This window comes from Staphylococcus arlettae, assembly GCF_025560845.1.
Lineage (GTDB): Bacteria > Bacillota > Bacilli > Staphylococcales > Staphylococcaceae > Staphylococcus > Staphylococcus arlettae.
The window spans coordinates 1,650,106-1,669,370 of record NZ_CP094803.1; the positions used below are offsets into that span (position 1 = coordinate 1,650,106).

Annotated in this window: 16 protein-coding genes; 1 reads left to right on the plus strand and 15 read right to left on the minus strand. The window is 33.3% G+C overall.

Annotated elements, in window-relative coordinates; genetic code table 11:
* Positions 1 to 74: 74 nt before the first annotated feature.
* The 4 genes from rpsO to rbfA all read right to left on the minus strand — a co-directional run bounded on the left by rpsO (position 75) and on the right by rbfA (position 2,816).
* The gene (gene rpsO, locus MUA37_RS08110) at positions 75 to 344 is read right to left on the minus strand and encodes a 30S ribosomal protein S15 (RefSeq protein WP_002510999.1); all 270 of its coding nucleotides are present in this window, start codon (positions 342 to 344) and stop codon (positions 75 to 77) included.
* A gap of 106 nt (positions 345 to 450) precedes the next feature.
* Positions 451 to 1,422, minus strand: coding sequence for a bifunctional riboflavin kinase/FAD synthetase (locus MUA37_RS08115; protein WP_002510998.1), 972 nt, complete (start codon positions 1,420 to 1,422; stop codon positions 451 to 453).
* Positions 1,423 to 1,435: 13 nt separating this feature from the next.
* Entirely contained in the window at positions 1,436 to 2,353 is a 918-nt protein-coding gene (gene truB / locus MUA37_RS08120; RefSeq protein ID WP_262624482.1) for a tRNA pseudouridine(55) synthase TruB, read from the minus strand.
* Positions 2,354 to 2,447: 94 nt separating this feature from the next.
* Positions 2,448 to 2,816 (minus strand): 30S ribosome-binding factor RbfA, encoded by a 369-nt coding sequence (gene rbfA, locus MUA37_RS08125; RefSeq protein ID WP_316965040.1) that lies wholly within the window; start codon positions 2,814 to 2,816, stop codon positions 2,448 to 2,450.
* A gap of 416 nt (positions 2,817 to 3,232) precedes the next feature.
* Between rbfA and MUA37_RS08130 the strand changes: the two genes are divergently transcribed.
* On the plus strand, positions 3,233 to 4,102 hold the full coding sequence (locus tag MUA37_RS08130; RefSeq protein WP_002510995.1) for a hypothetical protein: 870 nt from the start codon (positions 3,233 to 3,235) through the stop codon (positions 4,100 to 4,102).
* A 45-nt stretch (positions 4,103 to 4,147) separates the two neighbouring features.
* On the opposite strand, the gene MUA37_RS08135 is transcribed toward MUA37_RS08130, so the two are convergent.
* The 11 genes from MUA37_RS08135 to MUA37_RS08185 all read right to left on the minus strand — a co-directional run bounded on the left by MUA37_RS08135 (position 4,148) and on the right by MUA37_RS08185 (position 19,255).
* Complete coding sequence (locus MUA37_RS08135; RefSeq protein WP_142019688.1) at positions 4,148 to 5,125, minus strand: hypothetical protein; 978 nt, start codon at positions 5,123 to 5,125, stop codon at positions 4,148 to 4,150.
* A gap of 140 nt (positions 5,126 to 5,265) precedes the next feature.
* Positions 5,266 to 7,356 carry a translation initiation factor IF-2 gene (gene infB / locus MUA37_RS08140; protein WP_002510993.1) on the minus strand — a complete coding sequence of 697 codons (2,091 nt, stop codon included), beginning with the start codon at positions 7,354 to 7,356 and terminating at the stop codon, positions 5,266 to 5,268.
* A gap of 4 nt (positions 7,357 to 7,360) precedes the next feature.
* Complete coding sequence (locus MUA37_RS08145) at positions 7,361 to 7,678, minus strand: L7Ae/L30e/S12e/Gadd45 family ribosomal protein (RefSeq protein ID WP_002510992.1); 318 nt, start codon at positions 7,676 to 7,678, stop codon at positions 7,361 to 7,363.
* The gene (gene rnpM / locus MUA37_RS08150) at positions 7,675 to 7,959 is read right to left on the minus strand and encodes an RNase P modulator RnpM (RefSeq protein WP_002510991.1); all 285 of its coding nucleotides are present in this window, start codon (positions 7,957 to 7,959) and stop codon (positions 7,675 to 7,677) included. The genes MUA37_RS08145 and rnpM overlap by 4 nt, the downstream gene beginning before the upstream one ends.
* Positions 7,960 to 7,975: 16 nt before the next feature.
* Complete coding sequence (gene nusA, locus MUA37_RS08155; RefSeq protein WP_002510990.1) at positions 7,976 to 9,154, minus strand: transcription termination factor NusA; 1,179 nt, start codon at positions 9,152 to 9,154, stop codon at positions 7,976 to 7,978.
* A 19-nt stretch (positions 9,155 to 9,173) separates the two neighbouring features.
* Positions 9,174 to 9,641 carry a ribosome maturation factor RimP gene (rimP, locus tag MUA37_RS08160; RefSeq protein ID WP_002510989.1) on the minus strand — a complete coding sequence of 156 codons (468 nt, stop codon included), beginning with the start codon at positions 9,639 to 9,641 and terminating at the stop codon, positions 9,174 to 9,176.
* 215 nt (positions 9,642 to 9,856) lie between these two features.
* On the minus strand, positions 9,857 to 14,173 hold the full coding sequence (locus tag MUA37_RS08165) for a PolC-type DNA polymerase III (protein ID WP_021458853.1): 4,317 nt from the start codon (positions 14,171 to 14,173) through the stop codon (positions 9,857 to 9,859).
* A 167-nt stretch (positions 14,174 to 14,340) separates the two neighbouring features.
* Positions 14,341 to 16,044, minus strand: coding sequence for a proline--tRNA ligase (locus MUA37_RS08170; RefSeq protein WP_262624484.1), 1,704 nt, complete (start codon positions 16,042 to 16,044; stop codon positions 14,341 to 14,343).
* Between the two features lie 19 nt (positions 16,045 to 16,063).
* A complete protein-coding gene (gene rseP, locus MUA37_RS08175) occupies positions 16,064 to 17,350 on the minus strand; it encodes an RIP metalloprotease RseP (protein WP_002510987.1) in 1,287 nt (428 codons plus the stop codon).
* Between the two features lie 341 nt (positions 17,351 to 17,691).
* Positions 17,692 to 18,474 (minus strand): phosphatidate cytidylyltransferase, encoded by a 783-nt coding sequence (locus tag MUA37_RS08180; protein ID WP_031266489.1) that lies wholly within the window; start codon positions 18,472 to 18,474, stop codon positions 17,692 to 17,694.
* Positions 18,475 to 18,490: 16 nt separating this feature from the next.
* Entirely contained in the window at positions 18,491 to 19,255 is a 765-nt protein-coding gene (locus MUA37_RS08185) for an undecaprenyl pyrophosphate synthase (protein WP_002510985.1), read from the minus strand.
* Positions 19,256 to 19,265 lie beyond the last annotated feature (10 nt).

Here is a 19,265-nt window from a genome sequence, read left to right on the forward strand (position 1 = left end):
GATAATAAACTACAAAAGATTATAAAAAAGGGAAAGGACCTTTTGGTTCTTTCCCTTTTGCATACGTCAAAAGATTAACGACGGATACCTAATGATTTAATTAATTCACGGTAACGTTGGATATCTTTACCACGTAAATAGTTTAATAAGTGTCTACGACGACCTACCATTTTCAATAAACCACGACGTGAATGGTGGTCTTTGTTATGCGTACGTAAGTGTGTATTTAAAGCGTTAATTTCAGCAGTTAATACAGCGATTTGAACTTCTGGAGAACCAGTGTCCGCTTCGTGTGTACGATATTCTTTAATTAATTCATTTTTACGTTCTTGTGAAATTGCCATATCAATTTCCTCCTTTTAATTTAAACTATACACCTCAATCCGAGCAAAGCGTCGGAGTTTCGACTTGCCAAGAGAAAGGATTGCAATGTAAATAATTACATTCGACTTAAATATTATATGATATATCATCACCAAAATCAACAGCTAATAAATATTTTGCTTGATCTTTATCTTTGTGCATTTGTTCTACTAGTGGATCGATACCATCAAATTTCACTTCTGGACGTAAAAAATGATGCCAGTAAACAGTCACTCGTTCACCATAGATATCCTCTTTAAAATCAAACAAATTCACTTCTATAACTATTTGTGCTTTTGATGGGTCATGAAATGTTGGTTTCACACCAACATTTGCAACTCCACGATAATATTTATCACTAGCCCCAATATTCATACTAACAGCGTAAACCCCTTTTTTAGGTAACACATAATCACCACTAGGCTGAATATTGGCTGTTGGGAAGCCTATAGTTCTACCTCTTTTTTCGCCTTGTACAACTGTTCCTTTAATGCGATAGTGATAGCCCAATTCATTATTTGCCTTTTGTAAGTTTCCTTCTTTTAAAGCTTTGCGAATTTCTGTTGTCGAAATTTTTTCTGATTCTATTTCTTGTTTACTGACAATAGTTGTTTCACATTGCTCTAATTGGTCTAAAGTCATCATATTGCCCTTACCAAATTTACCAAAAGTAAAATCGAAGCCTGCAATAATTTGTTTTACATTGTTTTTTAAAACGTATTCCTCAACAAATGTTTCAGCAAGCACATCAGCAAATTTTGATGAAAAATTGATAACAATACAATAATCAATGCCGTATTCATCCATTATTTCAATCTTATCATCTATTGGTGTTAAATAATCAGTACGTTTCTTTTCAGGATTTAACACAACTGAAGGATGGGGATCAAAAGTCATGACAGCTTTTTTCAAATTGTTTGCTTCTGCTTTTTGTTGCAACGTTTCGAATACTTTAGCATGTCCTTTATGCATACCATCAAAAAAGCCAAATGCCATTGCTACTGGCTCTGTGATATATTGGTCTGCTTGAATTGGATGAGTCACTTCTATCACTTTCATGTGTATATCTCCTTTAGTTAAAAACTTTCTTAGGTTTTATTTCATCTGATTTGGTAGGGTGCGGTACATAGATTGCAAGTGCTTTTTTTGTAGCACTATCTATCATCACAACAGTATCATCAATTACTTCTTCAAAAGTTTGTTTCGCAAATTTTTGACCATTCAGAATTTGTGATTTTAGTTTCTCAGACGATACATTAATGGCCTGCAACCCTTTTAAACCATATTCTATAGGAAAGAGTTTATCTTGTAACGCTTCTTGCTCATGCAATTCCGCTATTGTTTCCAAAGTCATACTCTCGTCAATATCAAAACCACCACTATTGATTCTCGTTAACAATGACATATGCGCTGGTAAATCTAATGCTTTACCTATGTCTGTGGCTAAAGTTCGTATGTAAGTACCTTTGCCACATGACACTCGAATATCAAAATGACATTGTGCTTGGTCAAATGTTAAATCACTCAATCTCATTATATCATATATCTCCACTTGTCTTTTTGGTCGCTCAACTTCTTCATTGTTACGTGCATATTCGTATAGTTTTTTGCCGTTCACTTTAACTGAAGAATACATCGGCGGAATTTGCGTAATTGTGCCTTCAAAGGCTTTGAGAACTGCGTCAATTTTTGCTGTAGTAATCATTGTTGTATCCACTTGCTGTTCAGTTAAAATATCCCCTGTTTGATCTTCAGTCGTAGTACTTCGTCCAATTGATACAGTAGCACGATAAGTCTTGCCCATATCCATAATATAATCACTGACTTTAGTTGCAGGTCCAATGCAAATTGGTAAGACACCTGAAACTTCTGGGTCAAGCGTTCCAGTGTGTCCAATTTTTTTCGTGCCTAAAATTTTCCGCAATTTAAAAACCACATCATGACTAGTTAAGCCACGAGCTTTAAATACTGGCAATACACCATTATACATATACACTACGTCCTTTACTTTCTATTTCAACTAGCTTTAAATATTGAAAAAGCTGGAACTCCAAATCACTACTGATTTATGTCCCAGCCCACCATTAATCTTTTTTATGCAAATCTTGTATCATACGTTCAATTTTATTACCGTAATCTATAGATTCATCATATTCAAAGTTTAATTCAGGTATTATACGTAATCTCATTCTTGAACCTAACTCAGATTTTATAAAGCCTTTTGCTTTTTCAAGACCTTTAAAAGTATCATCTACTTGTATATCGTTTCCTAATACAGTTAAGTACACTTTTGCTATGGATAAGTCATTCGTTACTTCCACATCTGTAATTGTTAAGAATCCGATACGTGGATCTTTCACTTTATTGTTAACGATGTCCATGATTTCTTGTTTCATTTGTTCTCCGACACGTTCTGCTCTCATATTCATTAATATCACCTCGCATATACTCATGAGATAGTCTACTTACTTCAAATTATAAGATAGTTCAATCTTTAACGTCAAACCTTATTTCTCCATTATTTAACTCGTTTAATAAAATCTTACTTTTGCATAGTAAAAATCTATCACCTAAAAATTTATATCGTACTATATATATATATACAGTTAAGCACTATTTTTATTCCTAACTGTTAAATCATGTAATAAAGTTACATAAAATTAAGATTTTCAAAACGATTTAACTGCCAAACTGTTTAATTTTATTGCTTAACTGTTATATCACAATTTTAACTTACCACAATTTCATATCAATAAAGTTATGTTATTTATAAAAATGTAAAATAACTTTAAATACAAAAACTATATTCCAAATAAATTAAGTGTGGTATAATTTAAAAGCTCAAAATATTATTGGGAGGAATAATTGGTTGGAGAAAACAGAAAGAGTTTTATACATATATACTCGTTTATTACATGGAATGAAGTTGAACAAAAGTGAGTTAGCACATAAATTAAACGTAAATGAACGTTCAATCCAAAGAGATTTTAGTGATATAAATAATTTTATTTTCGAAGATGACACTTGGGTTGATCAAAAAGCTAAAGTAGCATATGACACCACAACAGCAATGCATAGTTTACAAACGATACCTATCAAAATTAGAAAGCAAATGATAATTGCCTTATTATACCAAATGAAAGAAACATTACCCTTTATACAAGAAGAAAGTTATCGATTTTTAAAACAATATTCTTTATCCAATCAGCATCATAAATGGTATATACATAATTTACTTAATAATTTTCAGGTGAGTACGAACAAGATATTTTCAGAAACATTAATTGAAGCAACCCAATGTATCAATAATAAATTTAATATAAACATTCATACATCCCAAAATACTACAATTTATGTCAGTCCGTTATACATACATTATATCGACGACAATTATTGGCTGACATACATTTATAACTCCACAATAAGTTCTATACGTTTTAGTGATATTGTCAAATTAACTTCAACTACTACATCTTACGATATTTCCATTATGCAACTTACTAATATAGTGACAATTCAATGTGACAATAGCTTATGGCATTGTTTACAAAATGAATATGTTATCCTTGACTACGATTCCACCGAAAATTTTAAAACTGCTGAAGTTATTATGTCGCAAATAGAATGTCTATCTGTAGCTAAACGGTTTCCTCAAAAGATTAAAATTATTAGCCCTCAAAATTATAAAGAGGCGTATATCAACCATTTAACAGCTGCTTTAGCACACTATTCATCATAAATCAGACGTTAAATAAAGGGACGTCAGTACAGACGCCCCTTTAGTCTAAAAATTATTTAATGCTTGATAAATATCTGATTTACCCATTAAGCGATCTTCTTTTAAATGTTGTTTCCACTTATAAAAATCACTTTTTGACAATGTCCTTTTTTGTTTTAATTTTTCCAACTGCTCTCTATAACTTAAAATATTACCTAATGTTAAATACTTGTTTTGTTTTGAAGCAAAAACAAACATATTATCTATTAACATTTGACATTCTTCAGGTGTAAATACTTTTATAAAGTTAGAAGTCCAAAATTCTTCTTCACGTACAATAAATATTCTCTTACGACCATCTCTTACCATATTCGCAAATAATTCACCAATTTTACGTTGTGAAGGTAAGGTATGTCCACTTAGTGTTAAGAATTCTTTAGGCACACCGGCTTGGTAACTGGTTTGATACGGAAAATAGTTAAATAACATAAGTCTGTTTGGATCTATATTAAATTGTTTTAAAATAGAGGATTCACTATAAAAGTATTTCATAAACCATATGTGTTGGTCTTCATAAGGTAGAAATTTTTTCTCATCAAATCCCAGCTCATCTCCGCGCAAATCTTGCAAAATACGATGTCTCAAGCGGATTTTACGTTCACCGTCAACTAACGGATTGTCTGTGCGAAAGTCATTTTCAGGTTGTTTATTTAAAATAATAATGTCAGCTTTCTTTGGATTACCAAAATAAGGTTGAGGAATCATTGGATTAATCGGCTTGTCTTTTAGTAATATATTGTGTCGCTGCTTATCAACGAAAATTTTATTATTTGCAAAATTTATCATTTTTTCAAATCTAGGAATAGTTGTAAAATCATTGCCAAATTGCGATTTAAAATACTCTAGGTCTTCAGGATGTAAAAATGCAGTAATGTCATTATTGTCAGCAATTAAATTCAAAGTCTTCTCACTGTACTCATTGTTATAATTTGCAAGATATTGTTTCCAAAAGTGATTTAAATTATTTAACTGCTTAGTTGTCATATAAATTCCTCCATCACATTTTCACTTACAAGTTTAAACGATTGCCTAGACACTTATTGTCAATCGATCATTAACTATTCCTTTTTAACGAAAAAATACACTTCTTAAACAACCAGAAGTGTATTTTTTCATTATCTAAGTTATCTTTTTATTTCTACCATCTCATAGGCTTCTATAATGTCGCCTTCTTTAAGGTCATTATATTTTTCAATTGTGATACCACATTCGTATCCTTGTGCCACTTCTTTAACATCATCTTTATAACGTTTAAGTGTGTCTAATTCACCTTCAAATTGTACGACACCGTCTCTGATGACACGAACGCCTGCATTTCGAGTGATTTTGCCATCGGTAACATAACTACCAGCAATTGTACCTACTTTTGATACTTTGAATGTTTGACGAACTTCTGCTTGTCCGATTACTTGTTCTTCGAATTCTGGATCAAGCATACCTTTCATGGCAGATTCTATTTCTTCGATAACTGTGTATATAACTCGGTGTAAACGCATATCTACGTTTTCAGCTTCTGCTGAACGTTTCGCACCTGTATCTGGACGAACATTAAAACCGATAATGATACCGTTTGAAGCATTTGCTAATGTTACGTCTGATTCATTAATCGCACCTACTGCAGTGTGAATAATACGTACATTTACACCTTCAACATCGATTTTCATCAATGATGCTGCAAGTGCTTCTACGGAACCTTGAACATCGCCTTTGATGATAACATTCAGGTCTTTCATCTCACCTTGTTTCATTTGTTCGAATAAATTATCTAGTGATACATTTTTACTTTCTTGACGTTGTTGTAAAATATTTTCTTCATGACGTGCTTCACCAATACGACGTGCTTGTTTTTCATCTGAGAAAATAACAAAACGATCTCCTGCTTGTGGCACATCATTAATACCTGTAATTTCTACTGGTGTTGATGGTCCAGCTGATTTAATTCGTTGACCTAAATCATTGACCATTGCACGAATTCTACCATACGTATTTCCAACAACAATTGAATCTCCAACATTTAATGTACCATTTTGTACTAGTAGAGAAGCAGAAGGTCCACGTGATTTATCTAACTCAGCTTCAATAACAGTTCCTACTGCACGTTTATCAGGATTAGCTTTTAATTCTTGTACTTCTGACACTAAAACTATCATTTCTAATAAACTATCGATACCATCACCACTTAATGCTGAAAGTGGTACGAAAATCGTATCGCCGCCCCAGTCTTCAGGTACTAAACCGTATTCTGTTAATTCCTGCATCACACGATCAGGATTAGCAGTCGGCTTATCAACTTTATTTACTGCGACAATTGTTGGAACATTTGCTTCTTTGGCGTGATTAATAGCTTCAATTGTTTGTGGCATTACACCATCATCAGCAGCAACTACTAAAATAGTAATATCTGTAACTTGAGCACCACGTGCACGCATTGTCGTAAAGGCTGCGTGACCTGGTGTATCTAAAAATGTGATTTTCTTGCCATCATTTTCGATTTGATAAGCACCAATATGCTGAGTTATGCCACCAGCTTCACCAGCAGTTACTTTCGTGTGACGAATTGAATCTAATAAAGTCGTTTTACCATGGTCAACATGACCCATAATTGTAACAACAGCCGGTCTTTCAATTGCATCTTCATCGTCTTCTTCATCATCAAAATAAATTGATAAATCTTCTTCATTAATAACTATCTCTTTTTCAATTTCAACACCATAATCATCAACAATTAATTCAAGTGTTTCTTCATCTAATGATTGATTAATGTTGGCCATAATGCCAAGTAAGAATAATTTTTTAACTATTTCAGAAGAATCTACATTTATTTTTTCTGCTAATTCACCAACAGTAATACCATCTTGATAAGTTATTTTAGCTGGAATTTCTTTTACTTCTGGTTGACTGTCACGTTGTTGTTTTTTATTTTGTTTACCATTATTCTTTTTGTTCTGTTGCTTTTTGTTTTTATTAGGTTTTTGGTTATTTTTTTGCTGTTGTTTTTGATTATTTTGAGCTGGTTTGTCAGCTTTTGACGCATTAGCTTTATTATTCGATTGAGTGCTCGGTTTAAACTTCTTGTTTAATTGGGCAATTTGATCGTCTTCTAATGCTTGCATGTGGTTTGATACTTCCACATTCATTTTTTTTAATTCATCAATTACATCTTTACTTTTTAAATTTAATTCTTTAGCATATTCGTAAATTCTTTGTTTACTCATATAGTCACTCCTTACGATATTCTTCTATCATAGACAATAGCTTTTTAGCAAAACCCTGATCAGTAATACCGATGTGCACACGGTCAGATTTTCCTATAGCTTGTCCTAATTCCGTTCTAGTTCCAAATATTCGAAATGATATATGGTAACTTTCACATTTATTTTGCACTACTTTTGTAGTATTGTCAGAAGCATCTGAAGCAATAATAACAAGCTTAACTTTGTTCTTTTTTATTTCATTAAGAACTACAGCTTCACCTGTTTTTACTTTGCCTGCACGCATAGCTAATCCTAAAAAATTCACGATATTTTCTTTATTCATTTTGGAATCTCTTCACGATAAATCAATCGAATAATTTCTTGGTATACTGGTGCTAAAGTGTCAGCATCAGCTTTAAAGTATTTTTCTAATACACCTTTTTGCTGTGCTTCTTCAACTTGTTGGACATTTTTAGAAACATATGCACCGCGTCCCGGTTTTTTACCTGTAGCATCAGCGAAGATTTCATTATCTTTATTAATTACCACTCTAATCATGTCAGTTTTCGGGTGCATTTCATTGGATAGTATACATTTACGCATTGGAATTTTTTTCTTTTTCATAAAGTAATCACCCCAATTATTTTTCTTGTTCTTCGTCGTCTGGTGTTGCGTCTATATCTTGTTCAATTGCTACATCTGCTTCTTCAGATAATGACAATGTATCCTCTTCAGCAATTGCCCCATCTTCATCTGTTGCAACATGAGGATATACACCTGCTTCACGTGCGTCACTTTCAGATTTGATATCAATTTTCCAACCAGTTAATTTAGCTGCTAAACGTGCATTTTGTCCACGCTTACCAATTGCTAATGATAGTTGATAATCTGGTACTACAACTATTGTTGATTGGTTTTCAGTATCTACAATAACTTCAAGCACTTGTGATGGACTTAACGCATTTTGAACGAAAACTTTTGGATCTTCATTCCACTGCACTATATCAATTTTTTCGCCACCAAGCTCTTCAACTACTGCTTCTACACGTGCACCTTTAGAACCTACACAAGCACCTACAGCATCAATGTCTGGATTATCTGAGTGCACACTAATTTTTGAACGGTCACCCGCTTCACGTGCAACTGATTTAACAACTACTGTGCCATCAAATATTTCTGGTACTTCTTGTTCAAATAAACGTTTTAGTAAGCCTGGATGACTTCTAGACACATATATTTGAGGTCCTTTTGTTGTTTGTTCTACTTTGTTAACGAAGACTTTAATTCTCTCATTAGGAATGTATTTTTCATTAGGATTTCTTTCAGCTTCTGAAAGTACTGCTTCAGTGCGTCCTAAATTAACATACACATAACGATGATCTACTCTATCGATTAGACCAGTAACAATGTCTTCTTCTTTATCGATAAATTCATCATATAAAATTTCGCGCTCTGCATCTCTTAAACGTTGCATAACTGCTTGTTTTGCAGCTTGTGCGCCCACACGTCCAAAGTCATTAGGTGTCACATCTTCTTCATATATATCACCTAATTCATACGCTGGGTTTTTAACAAGTGCTGTGCTTAAATCGATTTCGTCACGATCATCGAATACTTCCTCAACAACTTCTTTGCGCGCTATAACTTTAAATACGCCTTCGTCCATATTTAATTCAACACGAACATTTCGCGCACTATCATAGTTCTTTTTATAAGCAGTAATTAAAGCTGCTTCAATTGCATCAATCAGCACTTCTCTTGGAATCTTTTTCTCTTTTTCTAAATATTCAGTAGCTAACAATAACTCGTTACTTGACACTTTGTCCCCTCCTAATCACTTAAAGCATTACAGAATGACGTGCTTTAGCAATTTTGTTTCTTGGAATTTCAATATTTTTAGTTTTTGCTTTATCTTTAACTTCCATAACTATATGTTCCTCGTTGACAGCTTGTAATGTACCTAACCATTCTTTTTCACTTTCGATTGGTGCATACAATGAGACAAAAATAGGTTTATTCACAGCGTTTTGGAAATCTTGTTCATTTTTAATTGGTCTTTCGGCTCCTGGTGAAGCAACATCTAAATAATACATTTGTTCAATTGGATCATTTTCATCCATAACTTCACTTATTTTTTCAGATGCTAACGTACAATCATTTAAGTCTACGCCGCCTTCTTTATCGATTGACACTCTTAAAAAATGATCTTTACCTTCTTTTGTAAACTCAACGTCCACTAATTCATAATTTAAGTCAGTTAATACAGGTTGAATCAATGCTTCAACTTGTTGAATTATTTTACTCATGCTGACCTCCTTTTTTGGCAAATAGAAAAGAGCGGGTAATAAGCCCACTCTTCCTGCCTGAGTCTAATCTTTTAACAAATATATTATACCATATGTTCATGATGGGCACAAATAAGTATATATGCAAGCTCGTATTAACGTTGAGCTGAAGTGTATATTTACATATCTTACATAAATATTTAGCTTAACTTTATTTTCTTCATACATGCTTAATTTTACATATCAAAAATTGATAGTTGTGCTTTATCTGGTAAATTTGGTAATGAACCTAATTCATCAAGGTAGTCAATAACTTTTTGTGATAAACCGGCTTTTTTGTTTAAATCTTCCTTCGATAAAAATGGACCTTCTTCACGTGCATCTACGATTCGTTTCGCAACATTCTCACCTAATCCTGGTACCGAAATAAATGGAGGAATTAAACTATCTTCTTCTATAACAAACTCGAAAGCTTTACTTTTCTCTAAGCTGATAGGTTGCATTCTATAGCCACGTTGTGCCATTTCATTCATTATTTCTAATACTGTTAGTGTGTCTTTTTCTTTTTTTCCTAAGTCCATATATCGACTATACATATCTTTAACCGTATTTCTGATACCTTCTTTATCTTTAATCATAGAAATTAAATCAAAGTCAGAAGCTCTTACTGTAAAGTAGCTTGCATAATAAAATAATGGATGATGTACTTTAAAGTAAGCAATTCTTACCGCCATTAATACATATGCAGCTGCGTGAGCTTTCGGGAACATGTATTTAATTTTACGACATGAATCTAAATACCAATCTGGTACTTCGTTATCTACCATAGCCTCTACCATGTCATCTGTTAAACCTTTACCTTTACGCACAAACTCCATTGTTTTAAAGGCTAATGATGGTTCTAAGCCGTTATACATTAAATACACCATAATATCATCACGACAACAAATAACGCTGGATAAATCACATGTTCCTGATCTAATAAGATCTTGTGCATTACCTAACCACACGTCAGTACCATGGGATAGTCCAGAAATTCTAACTAATTCTGAAAAAGAAGTAGGTTTTGTGTCTTCTAACATTTGTCTAACAAATCCTGTACCAAACTCTGGTACACCGAAAGTTCCTGTTTTACATAATATTTCATCTTCTGTTACACCTAAAGGCTCAGGAGAACTAAATATACCCATAGTTGCTTTATCGTCTACTGGTATTGTTTTTGGATCAATACCTGATAAATCTTGTAACATACGAATCATCGTTGGATCATCGTGTCCTAAAATATCTAACTTCAATACATTATCGTGTATCGAATGGAAATCAAAATGTGTTGTCATCCATGAAGATGATTGATCATCAGCTGGATATTGCACCGGTGTAAAATCATAAATATCCATATAATCAGGCACTACGATAATACCACCTGGATGTTGCCCAGTTGTACGCTTAACACCAGTACATCCTTTTACTAAACGATCAACTTCTGCACCTCGTTTATGGATGCCTTGGTCATTTAAAAATCCTTTTACAAAACCAAAAGCTGTTTTTTCAGCTACAGTACCTATCGTACCCGCACGGAACACTTTATCTTCACCAAATAACACTTTAGTGTAGTTATGTGCCTCTGGTTGATATTCACCACTGAAGTTAAGGTCAATATCAGGTACTTTGTCGCCTTTAAAACCTAAAAATGTTTCAAATGGAATATCTTGTCCTTCTTTAATTAACTCGCTACCACATGTTTCACAAGATTTATCTGGTAAATCAAAACCAGAACCTACAGAACCATCATTAAAGAATTCACTTGTTTTACATTTAGGACAAATATAATGAGGTGGTAATGGGTTTACTTCGGTAATTTCTGTCATAGTAGCAACAAAGCTTGAACCTACAGAACCACGAGAACCTACAAGATAGCCATCATCCAATGATTTTTTCACTAACCGTTGTGAAATTAAGTAAATCACTGAGAAACCGTTACCGATAATACTCGCTAGCTCTTTTTCTAAACGGTCGATAACTATTTGTGGTAAATCCTCACCATATAACGCTTTAGCATTGCCATAACTCATTTCGCGAATTTCTTCATTTGCACCGTCCATACGTGGCGTATAAAGTTCATCTTTAATAGGTACGACACGCTCAATACGATCTGCGAGTGCGTTAGTATTCGCTACAACTACTTCATAAGCTTTTTCTTCACCTAGAAAATGGAATTCATCAAGCATTTCATCTGTAGTTCTAAAGTGCGCCTCCGGTAGTGTCGAACGATTTAATGGGTTACCAGGTTGAGCGGCAATTAAAATTTTACGTGCGATGGCATCATGTTCGTATAAATAATGCGCATTACCTGTCGCAATCACTGGTATGTTAGCCGCAGCACCTGCTTGAATAAGACGTTCATATATTTCGTGTAAAGTATTATTATCTCTTATCAATTCTCGATCAATTAGATCTTGATATAGTGCAGGTGGTTGCATTTCAATAAAATCATAGTATTTAGCAATTTTTTCCACTTGTGATTGATCTTTTTGCATAACTGCAGTAAAAATTTCACCTTCATCACATGCTGACCCTACTAACAAGCCTTCACGGTGTTCATCTAATAAAGAACGCGGTATACGAGGCGTTCTGTAATAGTACTGTACCAATGACGCGCTAACAATTTTAAATAAATTTTTCAAACCTTCTTGGTTTTGTACAATTAATGTTACATGATTTGGACGTGCACGTTTATACGCATCTTCATTTGATAATGATTTATTAATATCTTGATGATTCGATACATTCAGTGACTCTAACTGTTTCAACATTTTAATGAAAATGTATGCTGTTGCTTCGGTATCATAAATTGCTCTATGGTGCTGTGTTAATTCTACGCCGTATTTTTTAGCTAAGAAATTCAATCCATGTTTACCGTATTCGGTATTAATTGTTCTGGATAGCTCTAACGTATCAATAACACCATTTGTTGATGCACCTAATCCAGCACGCTCATATCCTGTGTCGATAAAGCCCATATCAAATGATGCATTATGAGCTACAAATATAGCATCTCCGACCCATTCTTTAAATTCTGTTAATACTTCATCCGCTTCTGGCGCATCGACTAACATGTCATCAGATATATGAGTTAAATTTTTAATAGTTTCTGATAAACGCTCATGTGGATTACTAAAGCGTTCAAATTTATCAATTATTTCACCATCATGCACTTTCACCGCAGCAAGTTCAATAATTTTATCGTATTGGTTTGATAATCCAGTCGTCTCAACGTCAAATACCACATACGTAGCGTCTTTTAAATTTCTATCCGTTGGTTTATAGGCAATTGGTACACCATCGTCGACTAACATACCTTCCATACCATAAATCATTTTAATTCCATTCTTTTCAGCTGCATTATGTGCATCTGGAAATGCTTGAACTACGTTATGGTCTGTAACAGCAATTGCTTTATGCCCCCATTTAGCAGCCTGTTCTACGTAAGATCCAATATTAGGGATGCCATCCATTTGACTCATTGCTGTATGTAGATGAAACTCAACTCTTTTGTCTTCTGCTTTATCTTGTTTTGATGCTTTTTTTATTTCTTCAATATCTGCCATCATCATCACTAAGTCACGCACAAAAGTATCTTCTTCAATACGACCTTGTGCTCTAACCCATTTACCTACACTTAATGCCTTGAAGTGTGCTAAATCATCTTTATTTTTACGTGTGAACATTTTTAATACTAATGAATCTGTGTAATCTGTTACTTTTAATTCGACAATATGTCGTCCACTTTTTAACTCTTTTAAGTTAATATCAAAAATAACACCTTCAATAGCAACTTTGAATTCTTCTTCAATAATCGATTCTATAGGTCTCACATTTTCAACTTGAATTGGTTTTCCTATTTGACACTTACTTACAGCACTTTCATTATTATCTTGCTGTTTGGCTTTTTCAGCCTTCATTTTTTCAAGTTTTTCAGTGGCTTCCTTAGCACTTTTCTCATCTTCTTCTTGTATATGTGCTTCTAATGAAGCTAAATCATCTTCCGTACTGACATTATCGGTTTCAAATATCACTTTATTAATGTTAAAACCACATGTTTTTAATGCTTTAACTAAGCTACCATTACATGCTTTATCAAAATGGTTACGTTCCACATCATTTTGGCACATAACTTTAATAGCATCGCCTGACATAATTAAACGTTTTTGCTTAAGCTGTCCTTTTACTTTTGGAGAAAGTTGTGTTTGGTCGATACAATGACTGAAATACTTCAATGCATATTCATCTTGTTGTGACGTATCTGTAATTTCAAAACTCCATCTAACATCGGCTATTGTTTTAAATTCTTCAGTTATAGCATTCGTAAATAACAGATAATCTTCAATGGATAAAAAATGTGGCAACGCAATTTGAAATTCCCATGTCCTATTCTTTGATGACACATCTATCCTTTTTAATTCACCATTTTCTAGGATAGTAGAATCAAGTTGGTTTGCAATTTTTATTTGGTCAGCTAGGATTCTAAATTTTTCCTGATTTGTCATTGTCATGACGAAAACCACCTTACTTTATATTACACTTTTATAATTAAACCTCTACATTTAGCATTTATAACTATAATAAATGCACCATTGTACAGTTACAATGATGCATTTACTTTCGAACATTTAAAATACGTTATATATTATAGCAAAAATTAGTATGTTTTGCTTCTGTTTTATTTTACTTGAGCATACAATGCTGTAACATAATCTACCAATTCAGACACAGCTACATCTTCACTTTCGCCAGTGTCACGACGTTTTACTTCGACAATACCTTCTGCCGCATTTTTACCAACGACTACTCTAACTGGAAGTCCAATTAAATCAGCATCATTAAATTTAACACCCGCACGTTCTTTACGATCATCATATAACACATCAAAAGATTGACGTAAGTCATCATACAATTGGTCACCCAATTCACGTTGTTCATCTTTTTTCGGATTCAATGTTATGACGTGTATATCAAAAGGTGCTATTGCTTTTGGCCAGATAATACCACTATCATCATTATTTTGCTCAACAGCTGCACTCAACGTACGAGACACTCCAATACCGTAACAACCCATTAATAATGTTTGTGCTCTGCCTTGGTTATCTAAAAATGTTGCATTCATTGCTTCAGAATATTTTGTACCCAATTTAAACACTTGTCCTACTTCAATGCCTTCTGCAAATTTTGCAATACCAGCATCGTTTGCTAATGATTCACCTTCAAGAATAAATCTGAAGTCCCCATAATTTTCTACAGTGAAATCTCTATCGACATTAGCGTTTAGTAAATGGTAACCATCTTCATTGGCACCGACTACAATATTATTTAAATCTTGTAATGCGTTATCTGCATAAATTTTAATATCTTTTTCAAAAATCGGACCTAATGAACCAGGATTAGCACCAAGTAAATTTACAATTTCAGCTTGTGTCGCTAAGTCAATGTGATCTGTTTCAAAGTAAGCTTTTAGTTTCACATCATTTATTTCGTGATGCCCTCTTACTAATACCATGATAAATTCACCATCAACTTTGAAAATCATTGATTTTGTAATTTCATCTAATGGTTTATTTAAGAAATCAGCTAACTCTTGAGCAGTGTGGACATTAGGTGTCTCGATTTTTGTTAACTCTTTAACATCATCGTGTTTAACATTCGGCACATAAGCTACTTCTGCTTTTTCAATGTTGGCAGCATAGTCTGTTGTTTCACTGTAAACAATCGTATCCTCTCCAATATCACTCAACGCCATAAATTCATGTGTATGGCTACCACCGATAGCACCAGAATCAGCTACTACTGGACGGACGTTTAAGCCTACTCGACGGAATATATTTGTATATGCTTGTGACATATCCTGATATGTTGTTTCTAGTGATGCTTCATCTGCATGGAATGAATAAGCATCTTTCATAATAAATTCACGGCCACGTAATAACCCAAATCTCGGTCTCTTTTCATCTCTAAATTTAGATTGAATTTGGAATAATGTTAATGGTAATTGCTTATAAGATTTCAGTTCATCTCGCACAATCGATGTTACGACTTCTTCATGCGTAGGTCCTAAGGCAAATTCTCTACCATGACGGTCTGTTAAACGCATCAATTCTGGACCGTAAGAACCCCAACGACCTGATTCTTCCCATAATTCCGCTTGTTGTAATGCTGGCATTAAAATTTCAACTGCATCGATAGCTTCCATTTCCTCACGCACAATTGTTTCAATATTATTTAATACGCGTGCCGCTAATGGTAAATAGCTATAAATACCACTTGTGCTTTGTTTTATTAGTCCAGCTTTCAACAATAAACGATGGCTTAATGCATCCGCACCAGCAGGTACTTCTTTCATTGTTGGTATAAAAACTTTAGATTGTTTCATTTAATTGCTCCTCCTAATCTTATAAGAAATAACGTTGTATATCATTCCACGTTACTAATACCATAATTATTAAAACAAAGACTGCGCCAATAGCTACGATCGTTGTTTCAGCTTTTTTATTTACAGGTTTTCTAAAAATAGCTTCATAAATAACAAATAAAATTCGGCCACCATCTAACGCCGGAATTGGTAACAAGTTCATTAAACCTAAGTTAACACTTAATAATGCAGTCCATGAAATTAAATTAATAATACCAGTTTTCACCACTGAATCTACCGAGTGATAAATACCTACCGGACCATTTAACATGTCGAATGAGAAATTACCTGTAAAAATACTTGCTATCATACTTACAATCGCAGTAAATATCAATTTACCAGCTTCTACAGATTGTGTAATTCCTGACAGTATCGGCTTAAATATTGTATGTTCTGTTTGAGATTCAAAACCTAAAATATATCGTGTTTCTGTTTTAGTTTTTGTTAATTTCTGTTCTATTTTCTTTGGTTTTATATTTAAATTTTCGGTTTTACCATCTCGTTTAATGGTAAGTTGTGTTGTTTTGTCTTTATTGTCTTGCAATGCCTCATCTATATCACTTTTATCATCTATATTATGACTACCAATCTTTACAATTGTATCGTCACTTTGCAAGCCAGCTTTATCGGCTGGTGAATTCCCTTGTACATTATCTACTGTATTGGTTGGTGTTCCTTGATAATAGGCAAGTCCAATAAACAATGCTAAAGTAAGCAAGAAATTGAAAAGTGGCCCAGCAAATAGTGTAAGGAATTTTTGATATGGCTTTTTATATGTGAATTGACGATTACGTGGCGCAATTTGAATTAAACTTCCATGTTCCACAAAATAAGCTTTTTTCGCAATATTAAAATGATGACGTTCTTGATCATGTGCAGTGACACCTTCAATAAACATGCCAGCTTTAAAATCGCACTGTTTTACTTCTAACGCTTCGATTTGTTGAAACTTGTGTTGGTCATCTAAAATAATGTGCGTAATTTCATCTTGCTCATTTGTTTTTATTTTAACATGCATACCAGGTTGGACTGGCGGTTCTTCTAAACCATCTCCAGCCATACGAACATAACCACCAACCGGCAATAATCTAATCGTATATAATGTTTCATTTTTTCTAAAACTAAAAATTTTCGGCCCCATACCTATGGCAAATTCAGGACACATAATACCCGCTCTTTTAGCGAAAAACATATGTCCATACTCATGAACAGATACGAGTACACCAAAAACGACAATAAATGCAAATATCGTTACTAAGAAACTCAAATTAACTACACCTCGTATTTTTATTTAAGATTATGTTTAAATGTGTGTTACAACCTGTCTAAATCATTCAAGTTGAACAGTAATTGTATCATGTTATACACATGAATATTATTATAACACTTCATTAGTTAAGCAATTTTCACACTAACATAAAAGTACTTTACTATGAATCAGTGACTATTAAATTTCACCTTGTTAAAAGGAGTTAAGAAATAAAATAACTTTACAATGACTGTTAGTTATTTTACCTCATTAACTCCTTCGCTACAACTTTATAAACATTATTCAATTTTATTTCCATACGAGTGCAGATCATTTAACTTGAACTATTTCATTAACTCCTACACTTGTATCAATAAAATGTTAACGAGTGGTAATACAAACATAAAGCTATCAAAACGATCTAATATCCCACCATGTCCTGGTAACAATCTACCAGAATCTTTTACACCAAAGTGGCGTTTGAATCCTGATTCTACTAAATCACCTAATTGTCCAAATGCACTTAAGATAATTGTGATTATCAGTAATAACCATGTTACAGTTTGAAAATCCACAAATAAAATCATTATTAATGGCACCAATAAACTACAGAATAATCCACCAATAAATCCTTCTATCGTTTTGTTAGGGCTAATTACAGGCCATAATTTATGCTTGCCCATTAAGCGTCCAAAAATATATGCACCAGTATCAGTTAACCACACAACTAAAAATGCAAACAATATGAAGTGTAATCCTTCAGAGCGAGTTTCATACAAATACATAAAACCTATTCCTACGTATGCCACTGACATCAAACAGAAAGCTGCATCCATAAAGCTGAATCTGTTTTTAGATAATACTGTATAACTTAAAAGTATAAAACTAATCGCAATTAAAGATTTTAATTGAAAGTCATTGACCCACGTGCCAGCATCTTGCGGCAACATAATAATTAATATACCTAGTGCACATATGATACCAGGAACTGATAAAAACTTAATCATATTCATATTCAACAATTCTTTTAATCCAATAAAAGCAAGCAAATACGAAAACAACATCAGTATGAATCCACCCTTTAGTAGTATAGGTAGAAAGACAATAAGGGCAACTATCGCAGTTAAAGTTCTAACTTTCATACTATTCTCCTATCTTTTATAGCCCACCAAAACGTCTCTGGCGTGACTGATAAATTTTTATACAATTTTCTAATTCATTTTTATCAAAATCTGGCCACAGTTTCTCATTAAATATAAATTCACTATATGACACTTGCCAAATTAAAAAATTACTAATACGTTGTTCTCCAGATGTTCTAATTAATAAGTCAGGATCTGGATACTTATTAGTAAATAAATGTTCTGAAATTAATGCTTCAGTAATGTCTTCAGCACATGCTTGTTCTTTTGACAACTGTTCGTATAGTGATTTCACACTATGCACAATTTCCGCGCGTCCGCCATAATTAATTGCAAAAATTAATTTCATGCCCGTATTATTTTTCGTATCTTCTTTCGCCTTATCAATGGCTTTTAATGTTGAAGAAGGTAAATTATCGATGAATCCAATTGTTTCTACTTTAACATTGTTTTCGATTAATTCAGGCAAAAATGTTTTCAAAAAGTTTACAGGCAAATTCATAATATAATTAACTTCACTTTCAGGTCTTGACCAATTCTCTGTCGAAAACGCATAAAGTGTTAAATACTTAATTCCCATATCACTTGCGGCTTTAGTAATTTTCTTTACTGTTTGCATGCCCTCATAGTGGCCTTTAATACGTGGTAATTTTCGTTTTTTTGCCCAACGACCATTACCATCCATAATAATCGCAATATGTTCTGGTATATTATGTAAGTCTGAATCACTATGTTCTTGAATTGACTGTGATTTCTTCTTATTTTTAAGATTTTTAAACATGGTATTTCCT

What these genes read in the sequence shown, in the direction of transcription:
- MUA37_RS08185 (WP_002510985.1), bottom strand. Translation starts at nt 19,255, where the DNA reads ATGTTTAAAAATCTTAAAAATAAGAAGAAATCACAGTCAATTCAAGAA.
- MUA37_RS08115 (WP_002510998.1), bottom strand. Translation starts at nt 1,422, where the DNA reads ATGAAAGTGATAGAAGTGACTCATCCAATTCAAGCAGACCAATATATC.
- rbfA (WP_316965040.1), bottom strand. Translation starts at nt 2,816, where the DNA reads ATGAGTATATGCGAGGTGATATTAATGAATATGAGAGCAGAACGTGTC.
- MUA37_RS08145 (WP_002510992.1), bottom strand. Translation starts at nt 7,678, where the DNA reads ATGAATAAAGAAAATATCGTGAATTTTTTAGGATTAGCTATGCGTGCA.
- truB (WP_262624482.1), bottom strand. Translation starts at nt 2,353, where the DNA reads ATGTATAATGGTGTATTGCCAGTATTTAAAGCTCGTGGCTTAACTAGT.
- rpsO (WP_002510999.1), bottom strand. Translation starts at nt 344, where the DNA reads ATGGCAATTTCACAAGAACGTAAAAATGAATTAATTAAAGAATATCGT.
- MUA37_RS08170 (WP_262624484.1), bottom strand. Translation starts at nt 16,044, where the DNA reads ATGAAACAATCTAAAGTTTTTATACCAACAATGAAAGAAGTACCTGCT.
- MUA37_RS08135 (WP_142019688.1), bottom strand. Translation starts at nt 5,125, where the DNA reads ATGACAACTAAGCAGTTAAATAATTTAAATCACTTTTGGAAACAATAT.
- infB (WP_002510993.1), bottom strand. Translation starts at nt 7,356, where the DNA reads ATGAGTAAACAAAGAATTTACGAATATGCTAAAGAATTAAATTTAAAA.
- rimP (WP_002510989.1), bottom strand. Translation starts at nt 9,641, where the DNA reads ATGAGTAAAATAATTCAACAAGTTGAAGCATTGATTCAACCTGTATTA.
- MUA37_RS08180 (WP_031266489.1), bottom strand. Translation starts at nt 18,474, where the DNA reads ATGAAAGTTAGAACTTTAACTGCGATAGTTGCCCTTATTGTCTTTCTA.
- rnpM (WP_002510991.1), bottom strand. Translation starts at nt 7,959, where the DNA reads ATGAAAAAGAAAAAAATTCCAATGCGTAAATGTATACTATCCAATGAA.
- MUA37_RS08165 (WP_021458853.1), bottom strand. Translation starts at nt 14,173, where the DNA reads ATGACAATGACAAATCAGGAAAAATTTAGAATCCTAGCTGACCAAATA.